This is a genomic window from Cupriavidus sp. GW823-FHT06D04 (assembly GCF_058795055.1).
Genome location: NZ_JBXAHL010000027.1, coordinates 77649 through 93056, shown reverse-complemented (window position 1 = coordinate 93056; position 15408 = coordinate 77649). Strand labels below are relative to the sequence as shown.

At 67.4% G+C, this 15408-nt stretch carries 16 protein-coding genes and 1 tRNA gene; 14 read left to right on the top strand and 3 right to left on the bottom strand.

Annotation, left to right across the window (positions count from 1 at the left end; all coding sequences use genetic code 11):
• The first annotated feature begins 16 nt into the window (after nucleotides 1-16).
• The 11 genes from AC1Q7H_RS27275 (at nucleotide 17) to AC1Q7H_RS27225 (ending at nucleotide 10511) form a co-directional block, all read left to right on the top strand.
• A complete protein-coding gene (locus tag AC1Q7H_RS27275) occupies nucleotides 17-976 on the top strand; it encodes a helix-turn-helix transcriptional regulator (protein ID WP_013956425.1) in 960 nt (319 codons plus the stop codon).
• A 107-nt stretch (nucleotides 977-1083) separates the two neighbouring features.
• Entirely contained in the window at nucleotides 1084-2793 is a 1710-nt protein-coding gene (boxC, locus tag AC1Q7H_RS27270; protein ID WP_013956424.1) for a 2,3-epoxybenzoyl-CoA dihydrolase, read from the top strand.
• Between the two features lie 35 nt (nucleotides 2794-2828).
• Nucleotides 2829-4253 carry a benzoyl-CoA 2,3-epoxidase subunit BoxB gene (gene boxB / locus AC1Q7H_RS27265; RefSeq protein ID WP_013956423.1) on the top strand — a complete coding sequence of 475 codons (1425 nt, stop codon included), beginning with the start codon at nucleotides 2829-2831 and terminating at the stop codon, nucleotides 4251-4253.
• 43 nt (nucleotides 4254-4296) lie between these two features.
• A complete protein-coding gene (boxA, locus tag AC1Q7H_RS27260) occupies nucleotides 4297-5547 on the top strand; it encodes a benzoyl-CoA 2,3-epoxidase subunit BoxA (RefSeq protein ID WP_013956422.1) in 1251 nt (416 codons plus the stop codon).
• A 92-nt stretch (nucleotides 5548-5639) separates the two neighbouring features.
• Nucleotides 5640-6029 (top strand): MbcA/ParS/Xre antitoxin family protein, encoded by a 390-nt coding sequence (locus tag AC1Q7H_RS27255; RefSeq protein WP_013956421.1) that lies wholly within the window; start codon nucleotides 5640-5642, stop codon nucleotides 6027-6029.
• Nucleotides 5989-6741: an RES family NAD+ phosphorylase gene (locus AC1Q7H_RS27250; protein ID WP_013956420.1), complete on the top strand. Its 753-nt coding sequence runs from the start codon at nucleotides 5989-5991 to the stop codon at nucleotides 6739-6741. The genes AC1Q7H_RS27255 and AC1Q7H_RS27250 overlap by 41 nt, the downstream gene beginning before the upstream one ends.
• Nucleotides 6742-6863: 122 nt before the next feature.
• Nucleotides 6864-6939, top strand: a tRNA-Met gene (locus AC1Q7H_RS27245).
• A gap of 214 nt (nucleotides 6940-7153) precedes the next feature.
• Nucleotides 7154-7738 carry an NUDIX hydrolase gene (locus tag AC1Q7H_RS27240; protein ID WP_153956161.1) on the top strand — a complete coding sequence of 195 codons (585 nt, stop codon included), beginning with the start codon at nucleotides 7154-7156 and terminating at the stop codon, nucleotides 7736-7738.
• A 40-nt stretch (nucleotides 7739-7778) separates the two neighbouring features.
• A complete protein-coding gene (aat, locus tag AC1Q7H_RS27235) occupies nucleotides 7779-8531 on the top strand; it encodes a leucyl/phenylalanyl-tRNA--protein transferase (RefSeq protein WP_013956418.1) in 753 nt (250 codons plus the stop codon).
• Between the two features lie 68 nt (nucleotides 8532-8599).
• Nucleotides 8600-9388 carry an arginyltransferase gene (locus AC1Q7H_RS27230; protein WP_013956417.1) on the top strand — a complete coding sequence of 263 codons (789 nt, stop codon included), beginning with the start codon at nucleotides 8600-8602 and terminating at the stop codon, nucleotides 9386-9388.
• A gap of 88 nt (nucleotides 9389-9476) precedes the next feature.
• A complete protein-coding gene (locus AC1Q7H_RS27225) occupies nucleotides 9477-10511 on the top strand; it encodes a quinone-dependent dihydroorotate dehydrogenase (RefSeq protein WP_114136441.1) in 1035 nt (344 codons plus the stop codon).
• 53 nt (nucleotides 10512-10564) lie between these two features.
• Here the strand turns inward: AC1Q7H_RS27225 and AC1Q7H_RS27220 are convergent, their stop codons facing one another.
• The 3 genes from AC1Q7H_RS27220 to AC1Q7H_RS27210 all read right to left on the bottom strand — a co-directional run bounded on the left by AC1Q7H_RS27220 (nucleotide 10565) and on the right by AC1Q7H_RS27210 (nucleotide 12318).
• Nucleotides 10565-11050, bottom strand: a complete 486-nt coding sequence (locus AC1Q7H_RS27220; RefSeq protein ID WP_013956415.1) for a hypothetical protein — start codon at nucleotides 11048-11050, stop codon at nucleotides 10565-10567.
• A gap of 11 nt (nucleotides 11051-11061) precedes the next feature.
• On the bottom strand, nucleotides 11062-11880 hold the full coding sequence (locus AC1Q7H_RS27215; RefSeq protein ID WP_013956414.1) for a DUF2092 domain-containing protein: 819 nt from the start codon (nucleotides 11878-11880) through the stop codon (nucleotides 11062-11064).
• Between the two features lie 246 nt (nucleotides 11881-12126).
• Nucleotides 12127-12318, bottom strand: coding sequence for a hypothetical protein (locus AC1Q7H_RS27210; protein ID WP_148271572.1), 192 nt, complete (start codon nucleotides 12316-12318; stop codon nucleotides 12127-12129).
• Between the two features lie 200 nt (nucleotides 12319-12518).
• On the opposite strand from AC1Q7H_RS27210, the gene AC1Q7H_RS27205 reads away from it, so the two are divergent.
• From AC1Q7H_RS27205 to AC1Q7H_RS27195, 3 genes are all read left to right on the top strand, one after another.
• The gene (locus AC1Q7H_RS27205; RefSeq protein ID WP_013956413.1) at nucleotides 12519-13496 is read left to right on the top strand and encodes an ABC transporter substrate-binding protein; all 978 of its coding nucleotides are present in this window, start codon (nucleotides 12519-12521) and stop codon (nucleotides 13494-13496) included.
• A gap of 175 nt (nucleotides 13497-13671) precedes the next feature.
• Complete coding sequence (locus tag AC1Q7H_RS27200) at nucleotides 13672-14568, top strand: ABC transporter permease (protein ID WP_013956412.1); 897 nt, start codon at nucleotides 13672-13674, stop codon at nucleotides 14566-14568.
• 1 nt (nucleotide 14569) lies between these two features.
• The gene (locus AC1Q7H_RS27195; protein ID WP_013956411.1) at nucleotides 14570-15364 is read left to right on the top strand and encodes an ABC transporter ATP-binding protein; all 795 of its coding nucleotides are present in this window, start codon (nucleotides 14570-14572) and stop codon (nucleotides 15362-15364) included.
• Nucleotides 15365-15408 lie beyond the last annotated feature (44 nt).

Here is a 15408-nt window from a genome sequence, read left to right as displayed (position 1 = left end):
ACCCGAAACCACCACCATGCGCCGCGATCCCACCCCGCTGCCCGCCAACGAGACCGAAGCCGACGCGCGCCCTGCCGGGGATGCGCCCGCCGCAGCCGCCAACGCCGAGCGCGACCCCTACCTGACGCTGCTGGGCGAGCGCATCCGCTCGCTGCGCGCCTCGCGCGGCATGTCGCGCAAGGACCTGGCGCGCGGCGCCGGCGTGTCCGAGCGCTACCTGGCCAACCTGGAAACCGGCACCGGCAATGCGTCGGTGCTGCTGCTGCGCCAGGTGGCGCGCGCGCTCGACGTGCCGCTGCCGGTGGTGCTGGCCGAAGTGGACGGCCTGAAAGGCGAGCAGGCCACCGCGTTTGCGCAGATGGTGCAATGGCTGGCGCAGTTGCCCGCGGGCGATCTGGCGCGCGTGCGTGAAGCCTGCCGCCATGCACTGGCCCCCGCAGAGTCCGGCGATGCGCGCCACCGCCGCATCGCGCTGATCGGCCTGCGCGGCGCCGGCAAGTCCACCCTGGGCCGCGCGCTGGCAGCGGCCAGGGACGTGCCCTTTGTCGAACTGAACACCGTGATCGAGCAGGAAGCCGGCGCCAGCCTGTCGGAAATCCATTCGCTCTACGGCCAGGCGGCCTACCGCCGCTACGAAATGCGCGCGCTGGAACGCACCCTGCGCGAGCACGACCGCCTGGTGCTGGCCACGCCGGGCAGCCTGGTCTCTGAACCGGCCACCTTCAACCTGCTGCTGTCGCAGTGCTACACCATCTGGGTGCGCACCTCGCCGGAGGAACACATGGCGCGCGTGGTGGCCCAGGGCGACATGCGGCCGATGGAAGGCAACCGCGAGGCCATGGCCGACCTGCGCCGCATCCTGCAGGCACGCGCGCCGCTCTATGACCGCGCCGATATCTCGATCGACACCAGCGGCCAGGACGCCGCCGCCTCGCTGCAACAGTTGCGCGCCCAACTGCAGGCCGCCGGCGCCTAACCACCCTGCCGGCGGCGCACGGCTGACAAAGACATTGCGCCGGCCGCCTCCATGCACTATATTTCATCAAAAGCCGCAAGGCACTATAGTGCACTCAGGAGACAGCCATGTCCGCGCCGGCAACCGCCCCACTGCGCCCTGACCAGGCAGCCGCCCCGTCAGATGCGCCCGCCCCCGTCACCTTCGAGCGTCATCCCGACCAGTACCGCCACTGGAAACTGAGTTTCGACGGCCCCGTCGCCACGCTGGCGATGGACGTCGACGAGGAAGGCGGACTGCGCCCCGGCTACGCGCTGAAGCTCAATTCCTACGACCTTGGCGTCGATATCGAACTGCACGACGCGCTGCAGCGCATCCGCTTCGAACACCCCGAAGTGCGCACCGTGGTGCTGACCAGCGCGCGCGAGCGCATCTTCTGCTCGGGCGCCAATATCTTCATGCTGGGGCTGTCGTCGCATGCGTGGAAGGTCAACTTCTGCAAGTTCACCAACGAGACCCGCAATGCCATCGAGGATGCCAGCCGGCACTCGGGGCTGAAGTTCATCGCCGCCTGCAACGGCACCACCGCCGGCGGCGGCTATGAACTGGCGCTGGCGTGCGACGAGATCGTGCTGGTCGATGACCGCTCGTCCGCGGTAAGCCTGCCCGAGGTGCCGCTGCTCGGCGTGCTGCCCGGCACCGGCGGCCTGACCCGCGTGACTGACAAGCGCCACGTGCGCCGCGACCACGCAGACATCTTCTGCACCACCACGGAAGGCGTGCGCGGCCAGCGCGCCAAGGACTGGAAGCTGGTTGACGAAGTGGTCAAGCCGGCGCGCTTTGCCGAGCATATCGCCGAGCGCGCGGCGGCGCTGGCGGCCACCAGCGACCGGCCACAGGGCCACCATGGCATCACGCTGACACCGCTTTCGCGCACCATCGAGCCCGACGGCTACCGCTACGAGACCGTGCGCGTGCATGTCGATCCCGCTGCGCGCAAGGCCACGCTGACCGTGTTCGGGCCCGACAAGCACCAGCCCGCGGATCTCGCCGGCGTGGTCGCGGCCGGCGCGCAATGGTGGCCGCTGAAGATGGCGCGCGAACTGGACGACGCCATCCTGACACTGCGCGCCAACCACCTGGATATCGGCATCTGGGTGCTCAAGACCGATGGCGACTCGGCCGCGGTGCTGGCCGCCGACGCGCTGCTGCAGGCGCATGCCGGCCACTGGTTCGTGCGCGAGACCATCGGCATGCTGCGCCGCACGCTGGCGCGGCTGGATGTGTCGTCGCGCAGCCTGATCGCGCTGATCGAAGCCGATTCCTGCTTTGCCGGCACGCTGCTGGAACTGGCGCTGGCCGCCGACCGCAGCTACATGCTGCACCTGCCCGACGCCCCGGACGATGCGCCGCGCGTGTTCGCGTCCGCGCTCAACTTCGGCCACTACCCCATGCCCAACGGGCAAACCCGGCTGGCGGCGCGCTTCTATGGCGACGAGGCCGCGCTCACGGCGGTACGCGAGCATATCGGCGCGCCGCTGGATGCGCTCAGCGCCGACTCGCTCGGGCTGATCACCGCCGCGCCCGACGATATCGACTGGGAGGACGAAATCCGCATCGCCCTGGAAGAACGCGCCAGCCTGTCGCCGGATGCATTGACCGGGATGGAAGCCAACCTGCGCTTCGGCGGCGCCGAGACCATGGAAACGCGCATCTTCGGCCGCCTGACCGCATGGCAGAACTGGATCTTCCAGCGCCCCAACGCCGTCGGCGAGTACGGCGCGCTGAAGGTCTTCGGCAGCGGCAACAAGGCACGCTTCGACTGGGACCGGGTGTAGCGCCCGGGCCCCGCCAGACAACAAGGAGACAGCACGTGAGCATCGACTACAGCCAGAAGATTCCCAACAACGTCAACCTGTCCGACGACCGCGCGCTGCAGCGCGCGCTGGAACACTGGCAACCAGCGTTCCTCGACTGGTGGCGCGACATGGGACCGGACGGCTCGCACAACTTCGATGTGTACCTGCGCACCGCGGTGTCGGTCGATCCATCGGGCTGGGCGCACTTCGACCACGTCAAGATGCCGGACTACCGCTGGGGCATCTTCCTGCAGCCGGCCGACCCCGAGCGCAGGATCCACTTCGGCGAGCACAAGGGCGAAGCCACCTGGCAGGACGTGCCGGGCGAGCACCGCGCCAACCTGCGCCGCATCATCGTCACGCAGGGCGACACCGAGCCCGCCTCGGTCGAGCAGCAGCGCCACCTGGGCCTGACCGCGCCGAGCCTGTACGATCTGCGCAACCTGTTCCAGGTCAATGTGGAGGAAGGCCGCCACCTGTGGGCGATGGTATACCTGCTGCACCGCTATTTCGGCCGCGACGGCCGCGAGGAAGCCGAGGCGCTGCTGGAGCGCCGCTCGGGCGACCAGGACAATCCGCGCATCCTCGGCGCCTTCAACGAGCGCACCCCGGACTGGCTGGCGTTCTTCATGTTCACCTACTTCACCGACCGCGACGGCAAGTTCCAGCTGTGCGCGCTGGCCGAATCCGGCTTCGATCCGCTGGCGCGCACCACGCGCTTCATGCTGACCGAGGAAGCGCATCATATGTTCGTGGGTGAATCCGGCGTGTCGCGCGTGATCCAGCGCACCTGCGAGGTGATGCGCGAACGCGGCATCGAAGACCCCGCCGAAGTGCGCGCCGCCGGGGTGATCGACCTGGAGACCATCCAGCGCTACCTGAACTTCCACTACAGCGTCACCATTGACCTGTTCGGCGCCGACCAGTCGTCCAACGCCGCCACCTTCTACAGCGCCGGCCTGAAGGGCCGCTTCGAGGAAGGCAAGCGCGCCGACGACCACGTGCTCAAGAGCGATGTCTACCGCGTGCTGGAAGTGCGCGACGGCCACCTGGGCGAGCGCGAGGTGCCAATGCTCAATGCGCTCAATGAAGTACTGCGCGACGACTACATCAAGGACAGCATGGGCGGCGTCGCGCGCTGGAACAAGGTCATCGAGAAGGCCGGCATCGCGTTCCGCCTGACCGTGCCGCACAAGGCCTTCAACCGCAAGATCGGCACGCTCGCCAATGTGCACGTCTCGCCCGAGGGCCAGCTGATTTCCGAAGCCGAGTGGAAGGCCAACGAACGCAAATGGCTGGCCACCGATGAAGACCGCGCCTTTGTGGCCTCGCTGATGGGCCGCGTGGTGGAGCCGGGCAAGTACGCCAACTGGATCGCGCCGCCGGCGGTGGGCATCAACCGCCAGCCGATGGATTTCGAGTACGTGCGTTTCAACTGAACCAGAACCACAAGGACAGGCCAGGAGCCACCGGAGACACGCCATGGGCGCCCCCGACATCATCAAGCAGCACCTGATCGATCCGGAAATCTGCATCCGCTGCAATACCTGCGAGGACACCTGTCCGATCGATGCCATCACCCACGACGACCGCAACTACGTGGTCAGGGCGGACGTGTGCAACGGCTGCAACGCCTGCCTGTCGCCCTGCCCGACGGGCGCCATCGACAACTGGCGCACCATGCTGCGCGGCCAGGCCTACCCGATCGAGGCGCAATTGCTGTGGGACGAATTGCCGGCCGAGGTGCCGCTGCCGGAACTGGCCGACCTGGGTGAGGCACCGCAGGCAACCCTCGGCAGCGGCACGGCAACCGGCGCCGCACCCGACGCCGTCATCCAGTCCGTGGAAACCAGCCGCCACACCTCGCCGCGTGCGCCGTGGTCGGCGGCCCATCCCTATGTGAACCTGCATGGCGTGCGCGCACCGGTCACCGCGACCGTGGCCGGCAACTACCGGCTGACCGCCGAGGACGCGTCCAGCGACATCCACCATATCGTGCTGGATTTCGGCACGCACTTCTTCCCGATCCTGGAAGGCCAGTCGATCGGCATCGTGCCGCCCGGCACGGATGCGTCGGGCAAGCCGCACTACATCCGCTTGTACTCGGTGGCCAGCCCGCGCGACGGCGAGCGCCCCGGCTACAACAACCTGGCGCTGACCGTCAAACGGGTCGACCAGGACCACGATGGCAAGCCGGTGCGGGGCGTCGCGTCCAGCTACCTGTGCGACCTGGCCAAGGGCGACAACGTTCAGGTGGTGGGCCCGTTCGGATCGACCTTCCTGATGCCCAACCATGCCGAGGCCAGCATCATGATGATCTGCACCGGCACGGGCTCGGCGCCGATGCGCGCCATGACCGAGCGCATGCGCCGCAACATGGCGCACTTCGGCGGGCGCCGGATGCTGTTCTTCGGCGCCCGCAACGCCAACGAACTGCCCTACTTCGGCCCGCTGCTGAAGCTGCCCAGGGACTTCCTGGACATCCATTTCGCCTTTTCGCGCGACCCCGCCGCGCCGCGCCGCTACGTGCAGGACGCGATCCGCGAGGCCGGGGACAGCGCCGCCGCCCTGCTGGCCGATCCCAACGGCCATGTCTATATCTGCGGACTGAAGGGCATGGAAGCAGGCGTGCTGGAGGCATTCGAAGCGGTGTGCGCCGGCGCCGGGCACGCCTGGCTGGAGATCGAGGCCGCCATGAAGGCGGAGGGCCGGCTCCATATCGAGACCTACTGACGCCGCCCCGCTGCTTGCTGGTCTTTTCAGCAAGCGCTTCCCTTCTGAAAGGCATCGCCTATAATATTTCTCAAGAAACAGGAGTGATGGCGATGCAATCCAGGCGGATTCCGGAAATCGATCCCGCCGGCGGCCCCGACCCCGGCACCACGCTGACCAAGGCGGTGATGCGCGCCGCGGGCTTCCTCGGCATCAGCCAGGCCATCGTGGCAAGCGTGCTGGGCATCAGCACGGCATCGGTATCGCGTATGGCATCTGGCGGCTATGTGCTCGATGCGCACCGCAAGGAGTGGGAATTCGGCGTGCTGTTCGTGCGCCTTTTCCGATCGCTGGATGCCATCCTGGGCCACGGCGACCAGGCCCGGCTATGGCTGACCAATGAAAACCTCGCGCTGGGCGGCAAGCCCCTTGAAATGATCCGCACAACGGAAGGTCTGGTCCGTGTCGTTCACTACCTGGACGCCACCCGCGGTCGCATCTGAGCGCCGGCAGTTTGCGCTCACGCTGTGGCGGGCGGTGGAGGCCCAGCACGTCGTATCCACCATGCCGCTGGTCGACAGCCTGGAAGAACAGGCTGTGCTGGAAGCCGTGCTTGACGCCGGCAAACCCGCCGTGCCCGCCGAGGCGCGCCACCTGCACTACCTGCTGTTCACCCCGTTCCGCTATCCGCCCTCGCCCTGGGGCTCGCGCTTTCGCGCCAGCCAGGACCCGGGCGTGTTCTACGGCGCCAACGAGATCCGCACCGCCTGCGCCGAACTCGGCTACTGGCGCTGGCGCTTCCTCAACGACAGCCCCGCGCTGCCGGGCATCGACGCCCGCGCGCAGACGCTGTTCGAAGTGCGCGTCGAGACCTGGGGCGTGGCGCTGGACACACCGCCGTTCGACCAGGACCACGCAACCTGGACCGACCCCGACCACCACGAGCCCTGCCAGGCCTTCGGCCGCATTGCGCGCGAGGCCGGCCTTGGCATGATCCGCTACACCTCCGTGCGCGATCCCCAGCATGGCCCCTGCGGCGCGGTGCTGACCCCGCGCGCGTTCTCCCACCCGGCGCCGCTGGCCACCACCACCTGGATGCTGACGGTACGCCGCGACCGCGTGATCTGGCAGCGCGACGACCTGCAGCAACGCGACAGCTTCGAGTTCGAAGCCGCGCTGTGGCAGCGCACAACCAATAGCGCTGGAAAGGGCTGAACCTCTGCCCCGTGCCGGCGATCTAATCGTTATGGCAGGCGGCAATGCTCACCGCTGGAAGGTATTTTTAAACAAGTGTTGCATTGCGCAACCGGATGCCATATAATCTTTTCTTCGACGGACGCGGGGTGGAGCAGTTGGCAGCTCGTCGGGCTCATAACCCGAAGGTCGCAGGTTCAAGTCCTGCCCCCGCAACCAACCGCATGATGCGTATCATGTGGCGCCGTTAAAGCAGATAAACCCGCCTCTGGCGGGTTTTTTGTTTTCTGCTGCCCCGGTGCTGGCAATCGGATGCTGCCCTCCGTGCAGCACGCAGGTTGCGTTGACCGATGGTGCCCCACCGCCCCAATCATGCCTGCCGGCCCCCTCGGCGAGGGTGATACACTTTCGCCATTCCTCCCGGACGCCCCTCATGAAATTCTGCTCGAACTGTGGTCATGCGGTCGTGTTGCGCGTGCCTGACGGCGACAACCGCCCGCGCAGTGTTTGCGACAACTGCGGCACCATCCACTACGTCAATCCCCGCAACGTCGTCGGCACGATCCCGGTGTGGGAAGACAAGATCCTGCTGTGCAAGCGCGCGATCGAGCCGCGCTACGGGTTCTGGACCCTGCCGGCGGGCTTCATGGAGATCGGCGAGACCACCGCGCAGGCCGCCTCGCGCGAGACACTGGAAGAAGCCGGCGCGCGCGTGCAAGTTGGGGAACTGTTCTCGATACTGAACGTGCCGCATGTGCACCAGGTGCATCTTTTCTACCTGGCCACGCTGGACGACCTGGATGTCGCCCCCGGCGAGGAAAGCCTGGAGGTCAAGCTGGTGGAAGAGGCCGATGTGCCCTGGGATGAACTGGCGTTCCCCACCGTGATCCACACCCTGCGCTGCTTCTTTGCCGACCGCGCCGCCGGCCGGCTGCAGGACGGCAGCTTCCGGCTGCACAGCCTGGATATCGACAAGCCGATGCGCCCGCTGACCAGCCGGGCCACGGTCACGCCCTGAGCGGCGCGGCTGCCGCGCATCGCCCTACGGCGCAGCCCGCATGATTGCCTGGCTGGACCCGCAAGATCCGTTTCCGCCGGTTGCCGAGGCGCTTGGGCCCGATTCCGAGGCCCCCGGCCTGCTGGCGGCCAGCCGCGACCTGTCGCCCCAGCGGCTGCTGCTGGCGTACCGCCAGGGCATCTTCCCGTGGTATTCGAGTGGCCAGCCGGTGCTGTGGTGGAGCACCGATCCGCGCATGGTGCTGCCCCCGTCGGCGCTGCGCGTCTCGCTCAACCTGCGCAAGACCCTGCGCCGCGTGCTGCGCGATGCTGACTGGGAGATCCGCGTCGACGACGACTTCCTGGCGGTGATGCGCGCCTGTGCGACCACGCCGCGCGACGGCCAGGATGGCACCTGGATCACCGACGACATCATTGCCGCGTACGGTACGCTGCACCGCAACGGCATGGCCCATTCGGTCGAAAGCTGGTACCGCGGCGAACGCGTGGGCGGCCTGTATGGGGTGGCGCTGGGGCGGATGTTCTTCGGCGAATCGATGTTCGCGCACCGCACCGATGCATCAAAGATTGCGCTGGCGGCGCTGTGCGCGTTCCTCGGCAATCACGGCGTGGCGATGATAGACTGCCAGCAGGAAACCGACCACCTGGCCTCGCTGGGTGCGCGCCCGATCCCCCGCGCGGAATTCGTGGCCCATGTGCGGGCGGCGACGGCGCAACCGGCGATCAGCCCGTGGCGGTTCGACAAATCGGTGCTGGAGCGCTGGGCCGGGACGCCAGCCGCGCCGGCCGGCTGAAACCTGGCACGGGGCGCCCCGCTGACTGCGCGTCCGGCCGCATCGTCCCGCCCGGAGCCCCCTGAGTCATGAGCAAGCTGAAGGAACTTCCGCTCTCCGCGCTGCAGTTCTATGCCACGGCGCCCTACGCTTGCAGCTATCTCGACGGCCGCATGGCACGCTCCCAGGTCGCCACCCCGGCGCACCTGATCAATGCCGACGTCTATTCACGCCTGGTGCGCGCCGGCTTTCGCCGCAGCGGCATCTTCACCTACCGGCCGTATTGCGACGAATGCCACGCCTGCACGCCATGCCGCGTGGTGGTCGACCAGTTCGCGCCGGACCGCTCGCAGCGCCGCGCCTGGAGCCGCCACCAGCACCTGCAGGCACTGGTGGCGCCGCTGACCTATGTCGAAGAGCATTATTCGCTGTACCTGCTGTACCAGTCGATGCGCCACGCCGGCGGCGGCATGGACCAGGACAGCCGCGACCAGTACGAACAATTCCTGCTGCAGAGCCGCGTCAACTCCCGTCTGGTGGAGTTCCGCGAACCGCCGGGCTCGCCCGAGGCCGGGCGCCTGCGCATGGTCAGCATGATCGACGTGCTCGACGACGGACTGTCGTCGGTCTACACCTTCTACGACCCGCTCGAACGCAACGCCAGCTACGGCACCTACAACATCCTGTGGCAGATCCGCCAGACGCGCGAGCTGGGCCTGCCGCACCTCTACCTGGGCTACTGGATCGCCGACAGCCGCAAGATGGCCTACAAGGCACGCTTCCGGCCGCTGCAGGTGCTGACCGGCAACCACTGGCATGCGTTCGAGGACGAAGCCGGGGATACGGCCACCGCCGCGCCTGCACCCACCCGGGAATAGGCGGGTCGCGGCATCCGTCCGCGCGCTGCCCGGGTATGCGGCCCAGCCGCTACAATGCGGGCCTGGTATTCACTCTGCCCTGCCTCACGTGCTCAACGCGCTCTACCCCCTGTTTCGCCCGGCCCTGTTCTCGATGGATGCCGAGGACGCCCACCATTTCACGCTGAACAACCTGCTGCGCGCCCACCGCATGGGCCTGGGCGGCTGCATCGGCAATAAGATCGCCGACGACCCGCGCACGGTCATGGGGGTGCGTTTCCCCAACCCGGTCGGCCTGGCCGCGGGGCTGGACAAGGACGGCGCCTATATCGACGGGCTGGCCGCGCTCGGCTTCGGCTCTATCGAGGTGGGCACGGTCACGCCGCGCGCGCAGCCGGGCAACCCGCGCCCGCGCATGTTCCGGCTGCCGCAGGCAGATGCGCTGATCAACCGCATGGGCTTCAACAACGGCGGCGTCGATGCCTTTGTCGCCAATGTGCGGGCCTCGCGCTGGAAGGCCGAGGGCGGCGTGCTGGGGCTGAACATCGGCAAGAACGCCGATACGCCGATCGAGCGCGCCAACGATGACTACCTCTACTGCCTGGAGCGCGTCTACCCGCACGCCAGCTACGTGACGGTCAATATCTCGTCGCCCAACACCAAGAACCTGCGCCAGCTGCAAGGCGCGAGCGAGCTGGACAGCCTGCTGTCGACGCTGAAGGACGCGCAGCAGCGCCTGGCCGACCAGCACAAGCGCTACGTGCCGCTGGCGCTGAAGATCGCGCCGGACCTGGATGCCGACCAGGTCGGCAACATCGGCGACGCGCTGGTGCGGCACAAGATCGACGGCGTGATCGCCACCAACACCACCATCTCGCGCGAGGCGGTCAAGGGCCTGCCCCACGCTGAAGAAGCCGGTGGCCTGTCCGGCCGCCCGGTGTTCGAGGCCTCGACCCGGGTGGTGCGCGCGCTGCACGGCGTGGTCGGCGACGCGGTGCCGATCATCGGCGTGGGCGGCATCTTCGGCGGCGCCGATGCGCGCGCCAAGATCGATGCCGGCGCGAAGCTGGTGCAGGTCTACAGCGGCCTGATCTACCGCGGCCCGGCGCTGGTGCGCGAGTGCGCCGCGGCGCTGCGCGGCTGAGCCGGCGCCGTCAGGCAGGACTGGCGCGGCTCAACCCATCGCAGCCGGCCGCGTCAGTACGGAGCATTCACCACGACGTACTGGGTTCCCTGCGGCTGATACCAGGTGCTGCCGCATTGCTGGTACACCATGCCGCCATAGCTGACTGGGACGCAGCTTGGCGGGACCGAGCGCACGACCGACCCCACCACGGCAGCGGTCACAGCCACCGTTGCGGTAACGGCGGCAGCGGTGGCAACCGGATGGTAGTCATTGTCCCAGCCGCCGCAGCATCCGCCATGCGTGTCGACATTGACGTTGACGTTCCGGTTCGTATTGACGTTGACATTCCGGTTGGCACTGACACTGTTCACGCTGGCGCTGCGGACATTGTTCGTGCGCGCGTCGGCCCGCACGTTGCTGACCTGTGCGCCGCCGCCACCACCGCCGCGCCCCGCGGCGTGACCGCCGCCACGCGCTTCAGCCTGCGGCACCCAGCCATAGGTGGCAAGCACGACGGCACCCAGGACCGCGAGGAGGGACGTTTCGACTCGTTTCATGTGCCTCTCCTTCACTGGGTCTTGAGCGGAACGAACTTGGCCTCACGGGCGCCCTGCGGCGGCGTGAAGTGGAAGACGGAATCCTTGAAAGCCGGCTTCAGCTTCCAGTCCAGCCAGGTTACCGACTGCGGACGTGCCTCGTCAGCCCGGTTGGTCATCACCACCTTGCGCGGCACCGGACGGCTGCCGCTTGCAATCCAGATCTGCCAGTCGACCGCCTCCTGGCGCAAGGCATAGTGATCGCAGAGGGTGCCATCGATGTAGTCGCTGCCCGCATACATGGCCGAGGTGATGTTGTCCACGGGTGCCGCGGGCGTTCCCCACAGGAACAGGTCGCCGATCGGCACCTCGATCCCGAACCGCTGGCGCAGATGAACGATCAGATCGCCAAGGTTTTCCGTCACGCCGGCTGACGCGTAGTACTTTTGCGCCGGCTGGTAGAGCGTAACGGTCTTGCCGTCGTAGATCAGGTCACGTTGCGCGCGCGCGCTTCGCATCTGCGCCCGCATCTTGTTCGGCCGGTCGATGTCGACCTTGGCGGTCGCCGAATGCTGCAGCTTCTGGCCATCGGCCAGGACGCGCTCTCCGTCCAGGTCGATATCGACGCTGAAACGCTTCAGCGTCGACAGGTAGGTGCCCATGTTGTTCAGGGCCTGGATCACCGCCGGGTCCACGGCATTGGCTGCCGGCTTGCTGGCAGCCGCCGGTTCAGTGGAAGCCGCGGGCTGGACCGACGCGGGCTGGGTAACCGGCGCCGAAGCTGTCGGGGCCGGGCTGCTGCACGCCGCAAGCGAGACCCCCAGCACGGCAATACTCAAGACACGATACATAGCGAACCTCACAGGTTTTGATGCCATCACGGAGGACAATCCATCTCATCGCTCGCGGATCCGGCGATGTGCCGGAGAGTTCGGGGCAAAGCCCTCTTCCAGGGGTGTCCCGGCGCTGCCACGGTGGATGAATGCTAGCTGATCTGAAATTCCGGATATCGATCGGAAGACATGAATCTTTTCGAAACGTGAATTCAAGATCCCCGCTTTGACCGCCACTACGTGGCGCGTGCCGCATCGTTTTCATCATGCTGGTGAAAGCCAGGGATCGAGGAAAGCCTCGACACCCGGATCGCGCAATTGCATGAAGATGTCGCCGCCGCAATCAGGGTAATCCACAAGCAAAATATGAATCCCGCGCAATAAAATGCGCCTCGATGGCGGATTGCGGGCGTCTGACAGCATCCGATGCCCCACTTCGGCATGATGACTGTCCATATCGTGCGCGGGAAGTGGTATCCTCGCAGGCTTATCGCTGTCGCATCCGACGCGCCCGCGCACGCTCCCTCCAGCCGCAGGAAGCCGCCGCGCCCGCCCGGACCGGCACCGTACGCCAGCATGCGCGCGGGCCAGGACGGCGGACCGAACCATCCGCGGCCGTATCCAATCCAGAACCGAGTTTCGGGGGAGAACAGACAATGAAGTCCATCAGGGGTCTCGCAGCAACCAAGTCCATCCTGGGCGGCGCCGTGGCGCTGGCACTGCTGTACGGCGGCGCCGTGCAGGCCCAGACCGTCAAGGTGCTGTCGATCGTTGACCATCCCGCGCTGGACGCCATCCGCGACGGCGTGCGCGCCGAACTGAAGGCCGCCGGCTATGACGCCGACAAGAGCCTGAAGTGGGAATACCAGAGTGCCCAGGGCAACACCGGCACCGCGGCGCAGATCGCCCGCAAGTTCGTCGGCGACAACCCGAACGCCATCGTTGCCATCGCCACGCCGTCGGCCCAGGCCGTGGTTGCCGCCACCAAGACCGTGCCGGTGGTGTACTCGGGCGTGACCGATCCGGTCGCCGCGCAGCTGGTCAAGAGCTGGTCGGCCTCGGGCACCAACGTGACCGGCGTGTCGGACAAGCTGCCGCTGGACAAGCAGGTCGCCCTGATCAAGCGCGTGGTGCCCAAGGCCAAGACCGTGGGCATGGTCTACAACCCGGGCGAAGCCAACTCGGTGGTCGTGGTCAAGGAACTGAAGGAGCTGCTGGCCAAGGACGGCCTGACGCTCAAGGAAGCCGCCGCGCCGCGTACCGTTGACATCGGCCCGGCCGCCAAGAGCCTGATCGGCAAGGTCGACGTGATCTACACCAACACCGACAACAACGTGGTGTCGGCGTATGAGTCCCTGGTCAAGGTCGCCAACGAATCCAAGATCCCGCTGGTGGCCGCCGATACCGACAGCGTCAAGCGTGGCGCCGTGGCCGCGCTGGGCATCAACTACGGCGACCTCGGCCACCAGACCGGCAAGGTCGTAGTGCGCATCCTGAAGGGCGAGAAGCCGGGCGCGATCGCCTCGCAGACCAGCGACAACCTGGAGCTCTTCGTCAACACGGGCGCCGCTGCCAAGCAAGGCGTCACGCTGTCGCCTGAGCTGGTCAAGGAAGCCAAGACGGTCATCAAGTAAGCACAGACCAGCATTGCCCCCTGCCGCCGCAAGGCGGCGGGTGCTCCGTCGGGCCTATCCGGCCCGACGGGACAGAACAGGGCGAGGCGGCCGGCAGCCCCACACGGGCGTGCCGGCCCACCCGCCCCGAAGGCGGCGCCAAGGCAGCCGCCAGCCCCTGCAACAGGATTCCCCCATGTCCCTCTTTTCCCTTCTGGGCGCCCTGGAGATCGGCCTGATCTTCAGCCTGGTGGCGCTCGGGGTGCTGATCTCCTTCCGCATCCTCAACTTCCCCGACCTGACCGTTGATGGCAGCTTTCCGCTCGGCGGCGCCGTCGCCGCGACGCTGATCGCCGCCGGCCAGGACCCGTTCGTGGCCACTGCCGTGGCGATCGCGGCCGGCGCGCTGGCAGGCTTCATCACCGGCTGGCTCAATGTGCGCCTGAAGATCATGGATCTGCTCGCCAGTATCCTGATGATGATCGCGCTGTACTCGGTCAACCTGCGCATCATGGGCCGCCCCAATGTGCCGCTGATCACCGAGCCCACGCTGTTCACCATCCTGCAGCCCGAATGGCTGCCTGACTACGTGCTGCGCCCGCTGGTGCTGCTCGTGGTGGTGGTGGTGGCCAAGGTCGGCCTGGACTGGTTCTTCAGCTCGCAGCTGGGCCTGGCGATGCGCGCCACCGGCGCCAACCCGCGCATGGCCCGCTCGCAGGGCATCCCCACCGGCCGCGCCACGCTGGCCGGCATGGCGCTGTCCAATGCGCTGGTGGCACTGGCCGGCGCGCTGTTCGCGCAGACGCAGGGCGGCTCCGATATCTCCATGGGCATCGGCACCATCGTGATCGGCCTGGCCGCGGTGATCATCGGCGAAACCATCCTGCCGGCACGCCGCCTGATCTGGACCACGCTGGCCGTAGTGCTGGGCGCCATCCTGTACCGCTTCTTCATCGCGCTGGCGCTGAACAGCGACTTCATCGGCCTCAAGGCGCAGGACCTGAACCTGGTCACCGCCGCGCTGGTGACGATCGCGCTGGTGCTGCCGGCGACCCGCAAGAAGCTGTTCGCCCGCAAGAACGGAGGTGCCTGAGATGCTGCGCGCACAAGACCTGAAGCTCACCTTCAACCCGGGCACCCCGATCGAGACCCGCGCCCTGCGCGGCCTCAGCCTGGAGATCCCGAGCGGCCAGTTCGTGGCCGTGATCGGCTCCAACGGCGCCGGCAAGTCGACCTTCCTGAACGCGATCAGCGGCGACCAGATGGTCGACTCGGGCCGCATTGCCATCGATGACACCGACGTCACGCGCCAGCCCGCATGGGACCGCGCCCAACTGGTGGCCCGCGTGTTCCAGGACCCGATGGCCGGCACCTGCGAGGCGCTGACCATCGAGGAAAACATGGCCCTGGCCATGGCCCGCGGCAGCCGCCGCGGCTTCCGCCCGGCACTAAACCGCGTCTCGCGCGAGCTGTTCCGCGAGAAGCTGCGCCTGCTCAACCTGGGCCTGGAAAACCGCCTGACCGACCGCATCGGCCTGCTCTCCGGTGGCCAGCGCCAGGCGGTGAGCCTGCTGATGGCGTCGCTGCAGCCGTCGCGCATTCTGCTGCTGGACGAGCACACGGCCGCACTGGATCCGAAGACCGCGGCCTTCGTGCTGGAACTGACCGCGCGCATCGTCGAGGAAAGCAAGCTGACCACGATGATGGTGACGCACAGCATGCGCCAGGCGCTGGACTATGGGCAGCGCACGGTGATGCTGCACCAGGGGCAGGTGGTGCTGGACGTGTCGGGCGACAAGCGCAAGGGCCTGGATGTGCCGGACCTGCTGAAGATGTTTGAGCAGACGCGGCACGAGCAGCTGGATGATGATGCGCTCTTGCTGGGTTGAAGACAGCGTGCAATGAAGAGGGGGAGCCAGGCGGCTCCCCTTTT